This is a genomic window from Nostoc sp. NMS9, assembly GCF_017114995.1.
Classification (GTDB): Bacteria; Cyanobacteriota; Cyanobacteriia; order Cyanobacteriales; family Nostocaceae; genus Nostoc.
The window spans coordinates 112,734-131,760 of the sequence record NZ_JABXKL010000060.1 but is presented as its reverse complement, the minus strand read 5'-3'; the positions used below and the strand labels follow the sequence as shown (position 1 = coordinate 131,760).

Genomic DNA, 19,027 nt, shown 5'->3' with positions numbered 1-19,027 from the left:
GTTGGAAATTTTTTAATCTACTAATCTACCACAAAACTTTTTTGCAAGAGGTCTAATATCAAGGCTGGCTCTCTTTTGTTGACTGACGGAGCACAATTGAATGCTGGTACTTCCGGTAACGCACCTGCTGGTAATATCATAATCAATGCAGATTCTGTTACCATTTCTGGAGTTAACTCGTTTGGAAGTAGTAGCGGATTATTTACTTCTACAGAGGGAGTGTCAACGTTTTATGGATCAAGTGGTAAGGGTGGTGATATCAAAATTAATGCTGGTACGCTACGTGTGTTAGACGGAGCAGTTATAAGTGCAAAAACTACGAGTGATAATAATGGTGGAAACATCGTTATTAACACTACTAACCTTGAGATTAATAATGGTGGACAATTCCTTAGCACTGCCAATAGCACTGGACAAGCAGGTGACATTACTATAAACGCCACTGGCGATGTCGTCATCTCTGGCAGCGATGCAACATACGCTGAACGATCTACCCGAACCTATGAGATTTTCCTAGGCAGTGGTATATTCAAGCCTATTATTATTGATAACGATGATCCTAACAGTGGCTTATTTGCTCGCGTTCGAGGAGACAAAGCAGCTAATGCAGGCAACATAGAAGTAACTGCTCGCAACCTCCGTCTTGGCAACCAGGGAACCATTACAACTGAAAACACATTTGGTGATGGTGGGTATATTACCCTAAATGTCAAAGATATTCTACTGCTTCGCAACAACAGCAGCATAACTGCTACCGCAGGCACAGAACGTGCTGGTGGAAACGGCGGCAACATCAGGATCAATGCTCCATCGGGCTTCATCGTTGCTGCCCCCAGAGAAAATAGCGACATCACTGCTAATGCGTTTAGTGGCAATGGTGGGAGAGTTACAATTAATGCTACTGGTATTTTTGGAATCGCGCCACTTAGTCGGCAAGACCTCCAGCGGTTGAGTCCTAAATTAGACCCGCGTCAAGTTCCGACAAGTGACATCACCGCGATTTCGCAAACAAATCCTTCTTTAAGTGGCACTATTGAGCTAATAACACCTGATGTAGACCCCAACAGTGGCTTAATTGAGTTGCCAACAATACCAGTTGACACTGAGTTAACACAAGGCTGCTATAGTCCTGGTTACGCCCAAAACCGATTTGTGATCACTGGACGCGGCGGTTTAGCACCTAATCCAAAGGACGTTCTCTCTCCTGATGCAGTGCAAGTAGATTGGGTTACTCTCAAACCCAGCACCAGAAACCGCAAGAGTCCACCTGTTACCATCAAACCTACTACTGCTAGACCAAAACAGATTGTAGAAGCTACTGGGTGGGTAATAGATGCCAAAGGAGAGGTACAACTCATAGCAAATGCACCTACTACTACGCCTCATGGTTCATGGCAGAACCCTGTATCTTGCCGTGCTTCTTAGATGTTAGTCTCCACCAATTCAGCAATTGTGATAACTGGGTTAATTGATAATAATTATACGTAAAATATTAGCTTTTGCTAGTATAAATACAGCTAATTATTTTACTAAATTACTAAAAATAAATACGGTTGTACTTAGAAGCATCTCAATCGCCATTGCCATACCTCTACGCCACCGCTAAGTGTGATCGCATTTAGTTAAGGTCATTGGTGAGAGGTTATAGGGCTTCTCGTTTGCGTGAGGTACATCCGTAGGGGCACGGCACTGCCCATTGGTGTTAACTTAACGTGAAAGCCATCCGAGAACAAGCTTTTAGATATTGTCTCGTTTGTCTCGTTCCCAGTCTCCGACTGGGAATGTTCGTCGTTGAGGCTCCGCCTCAAGACTTGCGGCAGAGCCGCAATGACAAGCATTTCCAGCCTCTGGCTGGAAACGAGGTTTGAAAAGGATGTTTAGCTTAAGTTGAACACCAATGGGCACTGCCGTGCCCCTACACCCCGCGATATAATGTTGTACCGCATCTGAATGGGAACCGCTATAAGATAAAGCGTCTTTTGTGAATCAGTTAAAATATATGACCATTCGATTAAAGACCGATTGATTCAACTTGGTACTAGCTGTCGTGGCACACCAGTACTTACTTTAGTGCAATCACCTTAACCTCTCACGGATGGGTACACGCTATCTTGGGACTTAATTTTACACAGCAATGGGAAAGAAAAGCGTCACCAATAGCTTTCGGGTAGTGAGTCTGCGACATACAGTTCGCGTTTGAACATCACAGCCCGTCAACCCCTTCTCTGCGAGACGCTACGCGAACGGGGAATTCAAAATTCAAAATTCACGCATTACAATCCCCATAAATAAATTTAGGGGCTTGATCTTGGACTTTTTGTGCCTTGTGCTGAAGCATCTCGGCACAATTGTTTTTATATTTTCCATAAATGAATTTAGGGGCTTGTATCCTTTTTGTCTTCGGTCAGAAATATCGCTCTTTGTAGACCAAAAATGATTCACTAAACTAAATAGCCTTTACCATAAAAAGCGTAAATATTCAGTACTCTAGGTTTCACAAATAGGAAATAAGCAGTGTTACCAAACAAGCCCCCCGCTACCAATCAAACTCAACGCTGGACATTTGCTCAACTTTTTGGACTGGTAAAGCGTAATCCCCTAATGATTTCGCAGTGGGTGATCCGCTGGGTAGTTGTGGGGACTGCTGGTGGTCTATTTGCGGCGTTGTACTGGAATATTCTAGAGTTTTTAACTCACAGACTCCAGCGATTTGAGGGTTTTAGCCTCCTGATAGTGATGCCACTTAGCGGTTTATTTATCGGTCTGGTGATTCATTTTTTGGGAAATCCCGGTGAAATCGCCGTGATTGTTGATAATATTCATTTTCGTAGCGGACGCCTAGATGTTCGCAAAAATCCTTCAATGATTCTTGCTTCTCTTGTCAGCATCTCGGCAGGCGGTAGTGCTGGACCAGAAGCACCACTCGTACAGGTAACAGGTTCTTTTGGTACTTGGGTTGCCGATCGCTTAAAACTCCAAGGTGAAGACCTCAGAACCATGAGTTTAGCAGCAATGGCGGCTGGCTTCACTGCCTTGTTTGGCGCACCTCTTGGCGGTGCAATGTTCGCTTTAGAGATTTTGCACCACGAGCATATTGTGGAATATTACGAAGCCTTAATGCCAGCAATTGTTTCGAGTTGCGCTAGCTATCTGGTGTTTGCAGCAATTACACATTTGGGTATTGCCCCCACTTGGCATTTTCCTCAGTATCACTTAGAAAGGATTGATGATTTTGCGATCGCGATCGGATTCGGAATTATCGGGGCGGTGGCGGGATGGATTTTTATGGGCATTTTTCGCGGCTGCGATTACTTGTTTACCTTAATTCCTTTCCCCATTTATGTACGCACAACACTAGCAGGAGTGGGACTTGGCAGTTTAGCAGTTTTATTACCCCTGACGCGTTATTTTGGACATGAAGAGTTAGATTCAGTCCTGACTGCTAACTTTGGTGCTGTTTTTCTCTTAACTCTAGCTCTTGGGAAAATGGCTGCCATTAGCATTACGGTAACAGGTGGGTGGCGCGGTGGATTCATCATTCCCCTATTTTTCACTGGTGCTTGCATTGGTAAAGCAGTAGCAGTCTTAATTCCAGCACTCGATCCTACCCTTGCCATGATTTGTACAATGGCGGCTGTCAACGCAGCTGTAACGCGCACACCTATAAGTACAACTTTGCTATTGTCAAAACTGACTAACTTGAGTCCCTTTACGCCAATCCTTTTTGCCAGTTTGATTGGATTTTTTCTTGCCCCTAAAGTTCCTCTGATCGCATCTCAACTCAAATCCCAGAGAGAAGCTACGGATCAAACAAGCGCCTGAGTTAGCTGCCCAGGCATAAAAAAGCAATATATGATAGAATTGTATCAAATTATAGCAATTATTCAAGAGCAATTTAGAATAATTTTGCGCTTTGTTGAGTAAAAAAGCTAAAATCTACGATTTTTGGAGATTTTTAGGTTATGACAACCTCACAGGAGAGGATTATCCCGACAGACTTGCGAAACGAAATGTCGCAGTCTTATCTGGAATACGCCATGAGCGTGATAGTGGGTCGGGCGCTGCCAGATGCCAGGGATGGTCTAAAACCTGTGCATCGTCGCATTCTCTACGCAATGCACGAGCTAGGTCTGCTCCACGATCGCCCTTTTAAGAAATGCGCCCGTGTAGTGGGTGAAGTATTAGGTAAATATCACCCCCACGGTGACACGGCAGTATATGATGCCTTGGTGCGGATGGCGCAGGATTTTTCCATGCGATCGCCCCTAGTTAACGGGCATGGTAACTTTGGTTCGGTAGACAACGATCCGCCAGCCGCCATGCGGTACACCGAATGTCGGTTGCAAGCTTTAACTAGCGCTGGTCTACTCCACGACATCGAATTAGAAACCGTAGACTTTGCCGATAACTTCGACGGTTCTCAGCAAGAACCCACAGTCTTACCAGCACGGATTCCCCAGTTATTGCTTAACGGTTCCTCTGGAATTGCCGTGGGCATGGCCACCAACATTCCGCCCCACAACTTGGGCGAATTGATTGATGCTTTGGTGGCAGTAATCCACAATCCAGAAATCACCGACCTGGAATTAATGCAGTATGTCCACGGCCCAGACTTTCCGACTGGGGCGCAGATTTTAGGAACATCTGCTATTCGAGAAGCTTACACCACCGGGCGTGGTTCCATCACCATGCGTGGTGTAGCTAACATTGAAACCGTTGAACAACGGGGACGCCCAGATAGAGAAGCAATTATTATCACCGAATTGCCCTATCAAACCAACAAAGCGGCGCTGATTGAAAAAATCGCCGAAATGGTGAACGAGAAGCGTCTAGAAGGGATTGCAGATATCCGGGATGAAAGCGATCGCGACGGGATGCGAATTGTGATCGAACTCAAGCGTGATGCTTATCCTCGCGTCGTTCTGAACAACCTCTACAAGCAAACGCCACTGCAAGCCAACTTTGGCGCAAATATGCTGGCGTTGGTGAATAGCGAACCCCAAGTACTCACCCTCAAACAGTTCTTAACCGTCTTCTTGGATTTCCGCATCGAATCCATTGCCAGACGCACCCGCTACGAACTGCGCAAAGCTGAGGAACGCGACCATCTCTTGCAAGGATTATTAATTGCCCTGTCTCATTTAGATCCAATTATTGTCTTAATTCGTCATGCTCCCGATGCACCCACAGCTAAAGGCGAATTAATCACAACTTACGGACTCTCAGAAGTGCAAGCAGATGCGATTTTGCAAATGCAATTGCGGCGGTTGACTGCTTTAGAAGCAGACAAAATTCGTCTAGAACACGAAGAATTACAAGCGAAGATTACCGACTTGCAGGATATTTTGGCCCGTCGGGAGAGAGTGCTGGAAATCATTGAAACCGAAGTCGGGCAACTAAAAACTAGCTTTGCCACACCCCGCCGCACGGTAATTTTACCAGGGGAAGGGGAATTAGATGACCGTGACCTCATTGCCAATGAAAAAGCAATTATTTTGGTTACAGAGCAAGGCTACATCAAACGGATGCCAGTCAACACCTTTGAAGCCCAAAGCCGTGCTACCAGAGGCAAAGCCGCAGCCAAGGTGAAAGATGATGATACCATTGAGCATTTTTTGACTTGCTGCGATCACGACAGTATTTTATTCTTTAGTGAGCGTGGTGTTGTTTATTGCCTGAGAGCTTATCAAATTCCAGCGAGTTCGCGTACCAGTCGCGGCACACCAATCGTCCAAATGCTACCGATTCCCAAAGAGGAAAAAATCACTTCGATTGTACCTGTTGACGAATTTAGCAACGAAGAATATCTGGTCATGCTCACTAAGGGCGGGAATATCAAGAAAACCGAATTGGCAGCCTTTAGTCACATTCGCGCCAATGGTTTGATTGCCATTTCCTTAGAAGAAGGCGACCAACTGCGCTGGGTGCGACGCGCTAGAGTAGAGGACAGCGTAATCATTGGTTCTCGTAACGGGATGGCGATTAACTTCCGGTGCAACCACGAACAACTGCGTCCTTTAAGTAGGGCGACTCGTGGGGTGAAAGCCATGAAACTCAAAAATAAAGATGAACTCGTGGGTATGGATATTCTGCCCGCAGCAATTCTGGAAACTTTGGATGTTACAGAAGCAGAAACTGAAGATATCGAAACAATTGAAACAATCGAAACAACCGAAACAATCGAAGCAATTGAAACAGAAGATATCGAAATTACCGAAATTACTGAAGAGTCCGCAGAAGTGCCTAGCAGTGGCATTGTTGGCCCTTGGGTGTTGGTAATTACAATGGGTGGATATGGTAAGCGCGTACCAGTTGCTCAATTCCGGCTGCAAAATCGTGCTGGTCAGGGTTTAATGGCAACCAAGTTCAAAAACCGCAAAACTAAAGACAAGTTGGCAACCCTACGCATTGTGAACAACGATGATGATGAAATCATGATGGTGACAAATCGCGGTATTATCATCCGTCAAGCAGTGAATGCGATTTCTATCCAATCGCGATCGGCAACTGGAGTCAGAGTGCAGCGTTTAGATGAAGACGACGCCATTACCGGAGTGGCAATAGTTCCACCTGATGCTGGCGATGCAGAAGAAGCAGAATAAAAAGCAGAGGGAGAGGTTAACCGCCTTACTCCCTTATTTAATTGCATTCGCTAGCGGCACTTTAATGGGGCTAACCGTTGCCCCTGTAGGTGCATGGTTATTGGCTTGGATTGCCATAGTCCCCTTATGGGTGCTAATTGTCACCTCAGCCAAAGGCAAAAACGAATTTCTCCCTGCTTTCCTCTGGGGTATCGGTTATCACGGTGTCGCCCTATCTTGGATTACGGGAATTCATCCCATGACTTGGTTAGGCGTTCCGTGGTTGCCAAGTTTGGCAATCACCCTTTTTTGTTGGGGATTTATCAGCATCTTAGGAGGGGTATTTCTTGCTATTTGGGCGGCTGTTATGGTTCGCCTAGCCGGACAAAAACCGTGGCTACGTATACTAATTGGTACAGCCGTTTGGTGCGGTTTAGAAAGTTTGTGGAGTGCTGGGCCTTTGTGGTGGAGTTCCCTTGCTTACACACAAAGTCCGCATAATCTTGTAATTGTACATCTGGGTCAACTGTCTGGGCCTAATACTGTGACAGCAGCGATCGTTGCTATTAATGGGTTAATTGCTGAAGCGTATATAAAGCGACAAGATATCAAGATGTCCTCTGTGCCTCTGCGGTTCGTTAATAAATACTTAGCTACCGCTACAGGACTATTAATTACCCTACACCTTATTGGTTTTATCTTATATAGCCGTCCCATTGCTCAACCCCCAGAAGCGGCTTTAAAAGTGGGGATTGTTCAGGGTAATATCCCGAACCGACTTTTACGAAGTTCCGAAGGGTTTCGTCGCGCTCAAGAAAATTACACCAATGGATATCTAACTTTAGCAGACCAAGGTGTAGATGCAGTCCTGACCCCAGAAGGAGCCTTACCTATTTTCCAGCGTAATTTGCTGGAAACGGCCTTAGTCGCAGCCGTGAAGGAAAAAGGCGTAGTTGCTTGGATTGGGGCTTTTGGCGAACGGGGAGATAGTTATACAATTAGCTTGTTTACTTTCAACAATAAAGGTGAAATTGTCAGCCGCTACGATAAGTCCAAACTAGTACCTTTGGGAGAATATATTCCCTTTGAAGGAATTTTAGGGAAAATAGTTCAGCGCTTGTCGCCTTTGGATGCACACCAGGTTGCTGGTTCAGCAAATCAGCTATTTGACACTCCTTTTGGTCGGGCGATCGCTAGTATATGTTATGAATCTGCTTTTCCTGAACAATTTCGCCGTCAAGCCGCGGCGGGTGGGCAATTTATTCTCAGTTCTTCTAACGATGCCCATTACACTGCATCCATGCCATTCCAGCATCATGCACAAGATATCATGAGGGCTATTGAAACCGATCGCTGGTCAGCACGGGCAACTAATACCGGATATTCAGCCTTTGTAGATCCTCATGGCAGAACCTTATGGATGTCTGGATATAATACCTACGAAACTCATGCTGAAACAATTTATCGGCGACAGACACAGACTTTATATGTGCGTTGGGGTGATTGGTTAACACCCTTATTATTGATATCTTCTGGAGGAGCTTGGCTGGTAATTCGCAGTATAAAGAAATTCAGTAGTTTTGGAAATCCCTAGCGTATTGAGTCTTTGGAATTATTAGTGATCGCTTGACTATTTTATGACAAGTCAACTTCCTATTATGGGGCGGCTTTTGGCGGAAAACTTTTCAATTTACTAAAATTATGGAGTTCAGAAGCGGTAAGGTCGCGCCATTGACCCAATTGTAAGTCATCTAATTGTAGATGAGCTATGCTGACTCTGACCAGTCGCAAAGTCGGAAACCCGACAGCCGCAGTCATGCGCCGTACTTGGCGGTTTTTTCCCTCTGTCAAAGTCATTTCCAGCCAAGCTGTCGGTACATTTTTGCGAAATCTAATCGGTGGGGTGCGTTCAGGTAACTGTGGTTCTTCTGGTAATACCTTAACTTCTGCTGGTTGAGTGCGGTAATCTTGAATTTCTACACCTGTTTGCAACCTTTTGATAGCTTCTGCATCTGGAATTCGCTCTACCTGTACCCAGTAAGTACGTTTATGACCAAAACGCGGATGGGCGAGGCGATGTTGCAATTGTCCATCGTTCGTTAACAGCAGCAATCCTTCACTATCCCAGTCTAAGCGTCCCACAGGATACACATCAGACACATCAATATAATCTTTTAGGGTGCTATGTGTGGGGGCATCTTTTGTAAACTGGCTAAGAACGCCATAGGGTTTGTAAAAAATAATATATCGATAACGATTGGGCATTGGGCATCCTAATAAAAACAATATAGTCAAGAGTTGATTATGCCAAGTTCTAAAATCTGCCGACGGTCTTTCTTGTTTTTAGGAGGTGCTGTCTTGGCACAAGGATTAACATTGGCACTCCCCGCAACCGCTCAAACTGTACAAGTGAAAAGGGGTAAGGTAAATGGTTTCTCTTTTTATCAAACTATTATTGACCTCACTGACCCCAACACCTTCATTACTATTGGTTTAGCAAATAATGCAACTTTGGCTAATACTAATCAAAAAACTAGTGGTGATGAAGAATTTAATAACCTAGTGGCTCGTCATCGCGCCGCTGTCGTTGCTAATGGTACTTTTTTTGCCAAGAATAGCCAGAAAACAGTGATGGGTAACATGGTAGCGGCAGGAAGATTTATCAAATACAGCCAGTGGGAAAATTTTGGCACTACTTTGGGGTTGCGAGCTGGCAATAAACCGGAAATGATGACAGCACGGGTTGATGGTAAACCGGAATGGAATCAACATTGGTTGTCTATCACCTGCGGGCCTCGATTATTGAGACAGGGACAAATTTGGCTGAAGCCGGATGTTGAAGGATTTAAAGATCCTGGTGTTTTAGGTACTGGCGCACGAACTGCGATCGGATTTCCTGCTGATGGTAAAAAGCTATTTTTGATTAATTTCGATAGTGGATTAACTTTACAGCAAGAAGCGCAAGCAATGAAAGCAATTGGCTGTCACGAAGCAATGAATTTAGATGGTGGTGCATCGAAAGCCTTTGCTGCTAATGGTAAAATTTTAGTCCCCGCCGGACGCCCACTAACTAATGTGATTGTTGTTTATGATGCTAAGAATCCTGCTCCTGCTGCTTTACAACAATCATGGGTCAGGTTTCAGAAAGGCGATCGCCCCATCATACCTGGTCGTTAAAAGCTTTTTATGGAGATTGCTGGAGTGCGATCGCTTATTTAAGTGCCATTGCCAGAGTACCAATTAAAAAATATTCAAAAATGCCGCAGCTACGCTCGTTGTAGACATCGCTTTTCTAAACGTCAAGGTATTATCTACTCGAACACCGTGCAGCATACATAAAGTCTGAGGTTTTGCATGAAAGTAGCAGTTTTCAGTACAAAAGCCTACGATCGGCAGTTTTTGTCAGCTGCAAATTCTCCCATTCAACACGAATTAGTGTTTTTTGAACCCCGTTTAAATCGGGATACGGCTATCCTTGCTGCCGAATTTCCGGCGGTTTGCGTATTTGTGCATGACCAGGTTGATGCCCAAACTTTAGAGATTCTCGCCTCAGGGGGAACTCGTCTGGTTGTCCTTCGCTGTGCAGGGTTTAACAATGTAGACTTACAAGCCGCAGCAGACTTAGGAATTACCGTTGTGCGTGTTCCCGCCTATTCACCTTATGGGGTAGCAGAACATGCCGTAGGATTGATTTTGAGCTTAAATCGCAAAATTCATCGTGCCTATAACCGTGTCCGAGAAGGCAATTTTTCTTTAGATGGACTGTTGGGATTTAATTTGCATGAGCGCACAGTGGGGATTGTCGGTACCGGCAAAATCGGTCTGATTTTAGGACAAATTATGAAGGGGTTTGGCTGTCACTTACTCGCCTATGACGTTTATCGCAATCCCGAATTGGAGGCGCTAGGTGGAAAGTATGTAGAACTACCTGAGCTATTTGCCAACTCCGATATTATCTCCCTGCATTGCCCCCTGACTCTCGAAACACATCACTTAATTAACACTGAGGCTATAGAAAAGATTAAGCCAGGTGTGATGCTAATTAATACTAGCCGAGGAGCGCTGATTGATACCCAAGCTGTAATTGAGGGATTGAAGTCTGGTAAAATTGGCTATCTTGGTGTAGATGTCTACGAACAAGAATCAGAATTGTTTTTTGAGGATTTGTCTGGCGAAATTATTCAAGATGATATTTTCCAGCGTCTGACAACGTTCCCCAATGTACTCATTACCGGACATCAAGCCTTTTTTACAGCAGAAGCTCTCTACAATATTGCAGAAACCACTTTTGCTAATATTACCGATATTGAACAGGGTCGTCCTTGTGCAAATGAAATTCGCGCCTAAAGCTTTAGCAGTAAACCACAAGATGTTTGCACGCCAATAGCCATAAATCTTAGCGATCGCCAGACTCCAAAAAACCGCTTAACATCACCCTCACCTCATAAATTTTTAACACCTTTGCTCCCAGATATACCCAAGGTGCTACACTACATCCATGCTAGGGGTGCCTACATAACCAGGCTGAGATCACACCCTTAACACCTGAGTCTGGGTAATACCAGCGGAGGGAAGCTGTTTATTGAGGAATTATAATATGCGGACTGAATGGGTTGCTAAACGACGTGGGCAGGTTAATGTATCTCAAATGCACTACGCCCGCCAAGGTGTTATCACCGAAGAAATGCACTACGTGGCCCAACGGGAAAATCTCCCGGCCGATCTCATTCGTGAGGAAGTAGCACGGGGACGAATGATTATCCCTGCTAATATTAATCACACTAACCTAGAGCCGATGGCTATTGGCATCGCCTCCAAATGTAAGGTAAATGCTAATATTGGCGCTTCTCCCAACTCTTCTAATCTTCAGGAAGAAGTTGATAAGCTGAATCTGTCCGTGAAATACGGTGCTGATACCGTGATGGATTTGTCCACAGGTGGCGGTAATTTGGATGAAATTCGTACCGCAATCATTAAGGCTTCACCTGTTCCCATTGGTACAGTGCCGGTTTACCAAGCTTTAGAAAGCGTCCACGGCACAATTGAGAATCTGACTGCTGATGATTTTCTCCATATCATCGAAAAGCACGCCCAGCAAGGAGTAGACTATCAAACTATCCACGCAGGGATTTTGCTTGAGCATTTGCCTTTGGTGAGAAACCGGATCACTGGTATTGTCTCTCGCGGCGGCGGTATTTTGGCGCGCTGGATGCTACATCACCACAAACAAAACCCACTTTATACCCACTTCCAAGACATTATTGAGATTTTCAAAAAGTACGATGTCTCCTTCAGTTTAGGAGATTCCCTGCGTCCTGGTTGCACCCATGATGCCTCAGATGAAGCACAATTAGCCGAATTGAAAACTCTGGGACAGCTAACTCGCAAAGCCTGGGAAGATGATGTACAGGTGATGGTGGAAGGGCCTGGACACGTCCCAATGGATCAAATTGAGTTCAACGTCCGTAAGCAGATGGAAGAGTGTTCTGAAGCACCTTTCTATGTATTGGGGCCATTGGTGACAGACATTGCTCCTGGTTATGACCATATCACTTCAGCCATTGGAGCCGCAATGGCTGGATGGTACGGTACTGCGATGCTGTGCTATGTAACACCTAAAGAACATTTGGGTCTGCCAAATGCCGAAGATGTGCGGAATGGGTTGATTGCCTATAAAATAGCGGCTCATGCGGCTGATATTGCTAGACATCGCCCTGGTGCAAGGGATAGAGATGATGAACTTTCCAAGGCGCGTTACAACTTTGATTGGAACCGTCAGTTTGAATTATCACTCGATCCAGAAAGAGCTAAGGAATATCACGATGAAACTCTACCAGCAGATATCTATAAAACTGCTGAGTTTTGTTCGATGTGTGGGCCTAAGTTCTGTCCAATGCAAACTAAGGTTGATGCTGATGCGCTGACAGAATTAGAGAAGTTCTTGGCCAAAGAGGCTGTGACTCAAAGTTAATAGACTAGACCTCTTGCAAAAGTCAAAAAACTGCTGTAATTGGTATCAACTATAAGTTAAAACTCTTTTAAAACCTCATTCCCATTCTCAGACTGGGAATGAGACAAAATGGTTTTGCTTTTCTTAAAATATAAGGTTAGGTTTTGCGATGCACTTTAAATTTAAATCCCCTACAACATTTTTTGCCAATTGAAACCATATTTATTGTCGAGGCACAGCAGTGCTGTACCTCAAAAGCCTGTTCTATTTAAGGGAAGATGCTGTAACACAAGTCTGTTTCTGATAACGTCAAGGCGGAAGCTGCTACAGGCTGCGCGGAACACGGAAACGTCAAGGCGGAAGCTGCTACAGACTGCGCGGAACACGGAAACGTCAAGGCGGAAGCTGCTACAGACTGCGCGGAACACGGAAACGTCAAGGCGGAAGCTGCTACAGGCTGCGCGGAACACGGAAACGTCAAGGCGGAAGCTGCTACAGACTGCGCGGAACACGGAAACGTGAAGACGGAAGTTCCTACAGGGAAGAATATTTTGATTTTTGCTCAGTAATATGTGGTTATTTAACAGAGCATTAAAAATACCCCACCCTAGCCCTCCCCAATACATACGGCGAGGGAACTAAATTTCTTGTTTCCCCCCTTTATAAGCTACGGTGTACACAGAAGTATAGTCCGCAAGGGTTTCAAGCCTTTTAGCCCCATAAATACCCCACTTTTGGGCAACTGGAAACTCAATTTCTCCCCCTTATTTTAGGGCTAGGGCAACGAAACCAAGTTTTAAGTGGGATTTCAAGACTTGTGTGTACACCGTAGCCTTTCCTTTATAAGGGGGGATTAAGGGGGATAATATCATGTCCGGCTAATTAGTTATAATTCCCTTTCTCTATGCAGAAAGCCCAAAAACCCATCCCCTCTGCACCTCTGCCCCTGGAGCGGTCTTAATGATAAGTCTTTAACCGGACATGATATAAGATCAAGTCTGGCTAATTAGTTATGATTCCCGAATCTATGCAGAAACCCAAAAACCCTTCCCTCCTGTTTAAAATCCGATTTCAATGGTCAAGCTGCGAATCTTTCCTGTATCTCCGTTAGCTTTATCTGCAACTTCCAGAGTCCAAGTTCCTTGGGGACTTTTACCTTTAAAGGCAGCAAGTTGAGGGGTGTTTACCTCGTCATAAGTTGTTTTAATATTATCTGTAGCTCCACCCTGGCGATCGTGCAGATTTATGGGAAGTATGCCTATTTGCACCGGGGGAAGGAGAGTAACGACAAGATCCCCAATATAAGTATGCTCGATATCTACATTAACTTTGATGGATTTTAGGAGGGTGGTATTAGCGATCGCCAACGACAATGTTGATGTTTGCAAGTCGTTAATTGGGATATCTTGCACTGCCTGAAAAATACTAATGGGCGATGTTTGAGCAGGCTTGGCCAATTCTACGGCTTTGAGAGCATTGATTCGACCGTAACCGTAAAAGGGGCTGCGACCATTGGCATCATATTTACCTCCAGATGAATCAATGCGATCACAGGAGCGTTTAATAATGTCTCGCACTTCATCCCAACGCAGATTTGGGTTTCTGGCAAGAATCAAGGCTGCGACACCTGCTGCACCTGGACAGGAACTAGAAGTTCCGCCAAATTCGTTCGTATAGTTGCCTAAAGCCTCACCCAGATTTCGATTACCCGAATTATAACCAAGTACACCAGAGCGATCGGTTGTCCAAATTCCAGTGGTTTGAGAATTGTCACCATTGTTGCTGGGGAAGGCACACCAGACCGCTTGACCAAAGTCACTGTAAGCGCTTCTCGTGCCGTAGTCGTTACAAGCTGCCACTGCAATCACCTTTTGATAGCTAGCGTAGCCGTCATTATCGACGCTTTCGTTACCATTGCCAGCTGCAAATAAAATTACACAGCCCTTGCCATTTCGTCCTTTATTGATTGCAAAATCTATAGCAAGTCGTGTGGAATCAGGCAAAGGTACTTTTTGCTTGTGTGCGGGATCGTCTGGCTCAAACCAAGTACCGTCGGCTGGGCCCCAGCTGCAAGAAATGACATCAGCACCATTTTGAGCCGCCCAAATAAAAGCATCTGCTTCATCCTGCGACCCCAACGCTGAAGCTAAACGAATCGGCATGAGTTTTGCACCCGGTGCTACACCAGATGCCCCAAAGTTACCGTTTGCACAAGCTACTCCTGCACAAGATGTACCGTGGTTATTATCATTTCCCGGTCTGGGATTGTTCGTTTTACGTGTGACATCACGCGGAGCAACAATCTTGCCAGAGGAACGGAACTCTTCATGATCCAGATCCACACCATCGTCGATAATTGCAATAATCATCCCTGTGCCATTGCTCAACTTCCAAGCTGCTTCAACGTTGGCATGGGCATTAATTATTTTACCGTTAATTGTTGTTTGCTTTAAGTGCCACTGCTGCGGGAAAACCTGACGTTGGCGTGACTCACGCGCTAATTCAGGATGGCACAGTTCAACTGATTCCTCATTTAGAAGTCTCTCGGCGATGTCAAAGACGGCTATACCAGTATTTGTAGGCGCACTGACAAAATAAGCATTTCGTGCGTATTCAAGTTGGCGTTTAATTGTTAAGTTGTAACGTTTTAAAACTTCTTGGCAGACCCTTGACTCTTCTTCGCTATCAAATTTAACAAAAAGGTTTTCAGTGTAGACCACAGGTTGTTGGGATACTGGATCGATGAGGACACGTCCGGCAAATTGGACTTCAGACTCATTGTTGAGAATTTCACGAGCGCGATCGCGCAAAGCAACACCCTGATTCGGAACTTTCGCTTGCAAAATTTCTACACCCGCTTGCCGAAACCGTGTTGTTAACTCAAATTGATTGAGGATACTACGAGCTATGGGTGATACAGGTGCGACTTCAAACGATCTCGCACCAACAAGAGTGCTACGGCTTTCAGTACGCACTACAACGTGTTCGTTACTGATAGCAAATTCATACTGTTGGCCGTTCTGTCCACCATAGCGAACCTGAACCATTGTTTAATCTCCTAAATGTTTTGAAAATTGGGTATGGGGCATTGAGGATGGGGCATGGGGAATTGGGCATTGGGCATAATAGTTCCCAGTCCTGAGTAAAGAAGTTAGGATTCCCCACTCAGCACTCATAAGAGGATTGGGAAACCGTATTATGCCTTATTTTTAAAGCTTGCTGCACGCATTGTAGGCTTACGTTTACTTTATGGATGCTTCTGATTTCATGTGTTATATGTGTATTACGATACAGAATTTAATCTATCTAAGTTCATACAAACCTTCGATTAGTCTTTCCAGAAAAGAGAGGATTCAAAATCAGGTTGTTTTAAGAATCTTCACTATCAGTAGGGGCGTATAACTGTGAATCACGATGAAAAGAATGTATTCCATACCACTGAAAAACGCTATAACATCATTAGAACTTAAGAAAGATGTTTTATTTTCCGGTTGAGTATTTTCTACAGGTGTACTCTCTACCCCTGATTGGTGAAGTGAGATTTCAAAAAGACTACTTTTCTGAGTATCCTGAACAAATTCGCGTTGGTAGCAATGCCTACGACGCGCTACGCCTACGCACTGCTCTATCCTACACTCGTAAACCTGGGTACTATGCAGTACATTACAATCAACCCGGCACTGTGGCAACAGGAGCAATTTTACGACTTAATGACGGTGCAATCGCAGTTTTTTCAGGCGAACCCAATCAATCAGAACAGGGTATATTGAGTCCGGTTTATACACTAGAATCCAATGGTTCTATAGCAGTACCAACTGGACTGGTTTTTATCCGCTTTGCTGAAGGCGTTGATGTAGAGTCGCAGCACGAGGCAATTAATCGAGCGGGTTACAAAGTTGCACAAAGCCTTTCTTATGCGCCTCATACCGCTTGGTTACGTGCCCAATCAGGTAATATTGTTGATGCGATCGCTGGGATTTATCAGTTAGAAGCGATCGCTAACGTTGAGAATGTCGAACCTCAAATGCTTATGGAAAGAGGTTTCAGATAAATTACAAATTATACATCTGGTAAAAGTTACTGGGGTGATCGCCAATTCGTTAGCTAAATAAACTTTTTTGGTTGAATGACTAGATTTATCCATGATCAATTTGCTCTCATACTATTTGGAAGAATTACTAAAACCTTATGGAGAAGTGCAAGGTTCTAGTCGTGTGGCGGGAGAAGTTCGAGAAATCGATGTTTTATTTTCTCCTTTAACAAAACAAAGCACGAATTTAGAAACACTAGGATTATTAGGAAGATTTGCTGCTACAGCAGCCATTTTTGAACCATTCCGCAACGCTGCATCAAAAGAAGAAATTTGTGATTGTCTGTTAAAATTATTAGAAGTAAGGGGTGGATTACAACGTCAAGCAAATCGAAATAAAACTTCCATTCCAGAATTAGAACTTCCCAAATTATGGATACTCACTCCAACCGCGTCTACAGCACTGCTGTTAGGATTCGGTGCTACTCAAAAGGTAGATTGGCTACCTGGAGTACATTTTATTGCAGAGTATTTGCGGACTGCGATCGTTGCAATTCACCAGTTACCGCGCACCGAAGAAACTCTGTGGTTAAGAATTCTCGGTCGAGGAACAGTACAAAAACAAGCAATAGATGAATTAGAAGCACTATCATCAAATCATCCATTTCGCAGAGCAACGCTAGAATTACTTTATAACTTGCGGCAAAACTTGCAAGTTAATCAAAATTCAGAAGAAGATGATCGGGAGTTAATTATGCGATTAAAACCACTTTATCAACAAGACCGGAAACAAGCTGTACAACAAGGCGAACAACGTTTAATTGTACGTCAATTGAATCGCCGTTTTGGTGAGATTGATTCATCTACTATTGAGCGAGTTCAAGGATTATCTATTGAACAATTGGAGGACTTAGGAGAGGCTTTGTTAGACTTCTCAGCTATTTCTGATTTAGAAGCTTGGTTAAACCAACAAATTGAATAAATCTAATCTGTAAATTAATTAAACAAATTTTATGTGAGACTGCACTTTATTCATGTAGGAGCAAGTCATGAATCATATCATGTCCGCTAGATTACTTATTAAACCCGAAGAACCCCACCCCGCTAAAGCTACGCTTTGTCTCCCCTCCCGCCTGCGGGGAGGGGCTGGGGGTGGGGTGCAATGACTGTGGAAATCATAGCTAATTATACGGACATGATATTACCCCTACAATTGAAATGAGAATACTAACCAAAACTTTGAACAACGTACATATCATTTCCTGTATCGCCTACTAAAAGCAAGCTACTGTCATCACTTTCTAAAGTTTGGCTGCCAGCAATACCCTTTTGCAGGACTTTAATTATTCTTTGAGGAGTGAAAGATTCTAATTCCACAAACTTTCCAGATTCTAACCATGTTAATTCTTCAGCAGATAAATTTTGACGTATTTCTTCAGGCAATTGTTTAGCTGCTTGCGCCGACTCTGGAGAGGATTGAATGAACATTCCGCGCTTAGTAGCGATAATTTGACGTGGCGTTAGTCCAATATCAATAATCACAATCTCACTATTGAGAAACCAATTAGCATTGGTTCTCAAATTATGAACTAAACCAATTCCTCGTGGATTGCAATCATGTATTGCATAGACTTTCAAATCGGGATTGCGGCGCAGCATTTGCATTGTAGTGTCAAAAATACTTTGGGGATATCCAGTAATGCTGAGAATTGCACAGTTGTTTTCAAAGTGAAAATTATTAGCAATTAATAGTTGAGCAATACTAGCAGTATCACAAACGACTAATCTATCAAAACTGTAAGCTGTTACGTCAGGATTAATCGTGGCTGGTGTATTTTCCTGCTTTGGAGAAGGAAGAATTTTGAGAATTGAACCATTAATTTGTTGCCAACGATCTAGCCAATCTTTAACCTGAGATTGTGAAAGTAAAAATTCTTGTGTTAAGAATCCAATTCGTCCTAGTTGTCGAGTTCCTAAATATATAGACAGCATTCCCATAATCACAATAGTGACAAAGAGGCTAAATGACTTGGATGCAAGACTTATTAAAATTCCTACAACTAGAACAATTCCTCCTATAATTTGTAAATTTTTAGCGCTTGCTTTGCGACTTGTATTATTGAGCTTGCTTGAGCTACTCCGATTAAAGAATATCCAAATAAACACAAGATTGACTATCAGTGGCCCAATAATAACAGCAAATGTAAAGAAATTAAAAAATACATAGAAAAAAAACCAGCCCAATTGCGAAATTGACTTTGAGTTTTTTCTTAGACGATTATCTAGAAAATAAAGTAGTTGCTTAGGTGTAAAAAATAAGGTATTATTTGCAGAAATGTCAGCGATCGCCTTTGCAAAAAAAGGATCAGTAATTTGAACATTACTCATACTAGTCGGCTCAAAGGCAAAGAGATGATTGCATTTTAAACACCGACCTTGATTAGCTATCCGGTCTTTCAGTTTATT

The 19,027-nt window shown here is 43.8% G+C and carries 12 protein-coding genes, 1 pseudogene and 1 riboswitch; of the genes and pseudogenes, 9 read left to right on the top strand and 4 right to left on the bottom strand.

All coding sequences use genetic code 11. The features are described from left to right. Positions 1-78: 78 nt before the first annotated feature. The gene (locus tag HWQ40_RS18445; RefSeq protein ID WP_292780172.1) at positions 79-1,425 is read left to right on the top strand and encodes an S-layer family protein; all 1,347 of its coding nucleotides are present in this window, start codon (positions 79-81) and stop codon (positions 1,423-1,425) included. A gap of 312 nt (positions 1,426-1,737) precedes the next feature. On the opposite strand, the gene HWQ40_RS18440 is transcribed toward HWQ40_RS18445, so the two are convergent. Continuing rightward, positions 1,738-1,905 (bottom strand): hypothetical protein, encoded by a 168-nt coding sequence (locus tag HWQ40_RS18440; RefSeq protein WP_292780170.1) that lies wholly within the window; start codon positions 1,903-1,905, stop codon positions 1,738-1,740. 609 nt (positions 1,906-2,514) lie between these two features. Between HWQ40_RS18440 and HWQ40_RS18435 the strand changes: the two genes are divergently transcribed. From HWQ40_RS18435 to lnt, 3 genes are all read left to right on the top strand, one after another. Next, positions 2,515-3,822 carry a chloride channel protein gene (locus HWQ40_RS18435; protein WP_292780169.1) on the top strand — a complete coding sequence of 436 codons (1,308 nt, stop codon included), beginning with the start codon at positions 2,515-2,517 and terminating at the stop codon, positions 3,820-3,822. A 140-nt stretch (positions 3,823-3,962) separates the two neighbouring features. Next, entirely contained in the window at positions 3,963-6,602 is a 2,640-nt protein-coding gene (gyrA, locus tag HWQ40_RS18430) for a DNA topoisomerase (ATP-hydrolyzing) subunit A (protein ID WP_292780167.1), read from the top strand. Further along, on the top strand, positions 6,583-8,175 hold the full coding sequence (lnt, locus tag HWQ40_RS18425; protein ID WP_292780165.1) for an apolipoprotein N-acyltransferase: 1,593 nt from the start codon (positions 6,583-6,585) through the stop codon (positions 8,173-8,175). The genes gyrA and lnt overlap by 20 nt, the downstream gene beginning before the upstream one ends. A 62-nt stretch (positions 8,176-8,237) precedes the next feature. Here the strand turns inward: lnt and HWQ40_RS18420 are convergent, their stop codons facing one another. Beyond that, positions 8,238-8,846 (bottom strand): rRNA large subunit pseudouridine synthase E, encoded by a 609-nt coding sequence (locus tag HWQ40_RS18420; RefSeq protein WP_292780164.1) that lies wholly within the window; start codon positions 8,844-8,846, stop codon positions 8,238-8,240. Between the two features lie 39 nt (positions 8,847-8,885). On the opposite strand from HWQ40_RS18420, the gene HWQ40_RS18415 reads away from it, so the two are divergent. From HWQ40_RS18415 to thiC, 3 genes are all read left to right on the top strand, one after another. Next, on the top strand, positions 8,886-9,758 hold the full coding sequence (locus HWQ40_RS18415; RefSeq protein WP_292780162.1) for a phosphodiester glycosidase family protein: 873 nt from the start codon (positions 8,886-8,888) through the stop codon (positions 9,756-9,758). A 177-nt stretch (positions 9,759-9,935) separates the two neighbouring features. Beyond that, on the top strand, positions 9,936-10,928 hold the full coding sequence (locus HWQ40_RS18410; protein WP_292780161.1) for a 2-hydroxyacid dehydrogenase: 993 nt from the start codon (positions 9,936-9,938) through the stop codon (positions 10,926-10,928). A gap of 146 nt (positions 10,929-11,074) precedes the next feature. Further along, a riboswitch (TPP riboswitch) is annotated at positions 11,075-11,171 on the top strand. A 7-nt stretch (positions 11,172-11,178) separates the two neighbouring features. Further along, positions 11,179-12,552 carry a phosphomethylpyrimidine synthase gene (thiC, locus tag HWQ40_RS18405; RefSeq protein ID WP_292780160.1) on the top strand — a complete coding sequence of 458 codons (1,374 nt, stop codon included), beginning with the start codon at positions 11,179-11,181 and terminating at the stop codon, positions 12,550-12,552. 1,037 nt (positions 12,553-13,589) lie between these two features. On the opposite strand, the gene HWQ40_RS18400 is transcribed toward thiC, so the two are convergent. Then, positions 13,590-15,578, bottom strand: coding sequence for a S8 family serine peptidase (locus tag HWQ40_RS18400; protein ID WP_292780159.1), 1,989 nt, complete (start codon positions 15,576-15,578; stop codon positions 13,590-13,592). Between the two features lie 428 nt (positions 15,579-16,006). Between HWQ40_RS18400 and HWQ40_RS18395 the strand changes: the two genes are divergently transcribed. After that, entirely contained in the window at positions 16,007-16,582 is a 576-nt protein-coding gene (locus HWQ40_RS18395; protein WP_292780157.1) for a hypothetical protein, read from the top strand. A gap of 75 nt (positions 16,583-16,657) precedes the next feature. Continuing rightward, positions 16,658-17,543, top strand: a pseudogene (locus tag HWQ40_RS18390) (DUF4351 domain-containing protein). A gap of 245 nt (positions 17,544-17,788) precedes the next feature. On the opposite strand, the gene HWQ40_RS18385 reads toward HWQ40_RS18390, so the two are convergent. Continuing rightward, complete coding sequence (locus HWQ40_RS18385; protein ID WP_366934002.1) at positions 17,789-18,949, bottom strand: hypothetical protein; 1,161 nt, start codon at positions 18,947-18,949, stop codon at positions 17,789-17,791. Positions 18,950-19,027 lie beyond the last annotated feature (78 nt).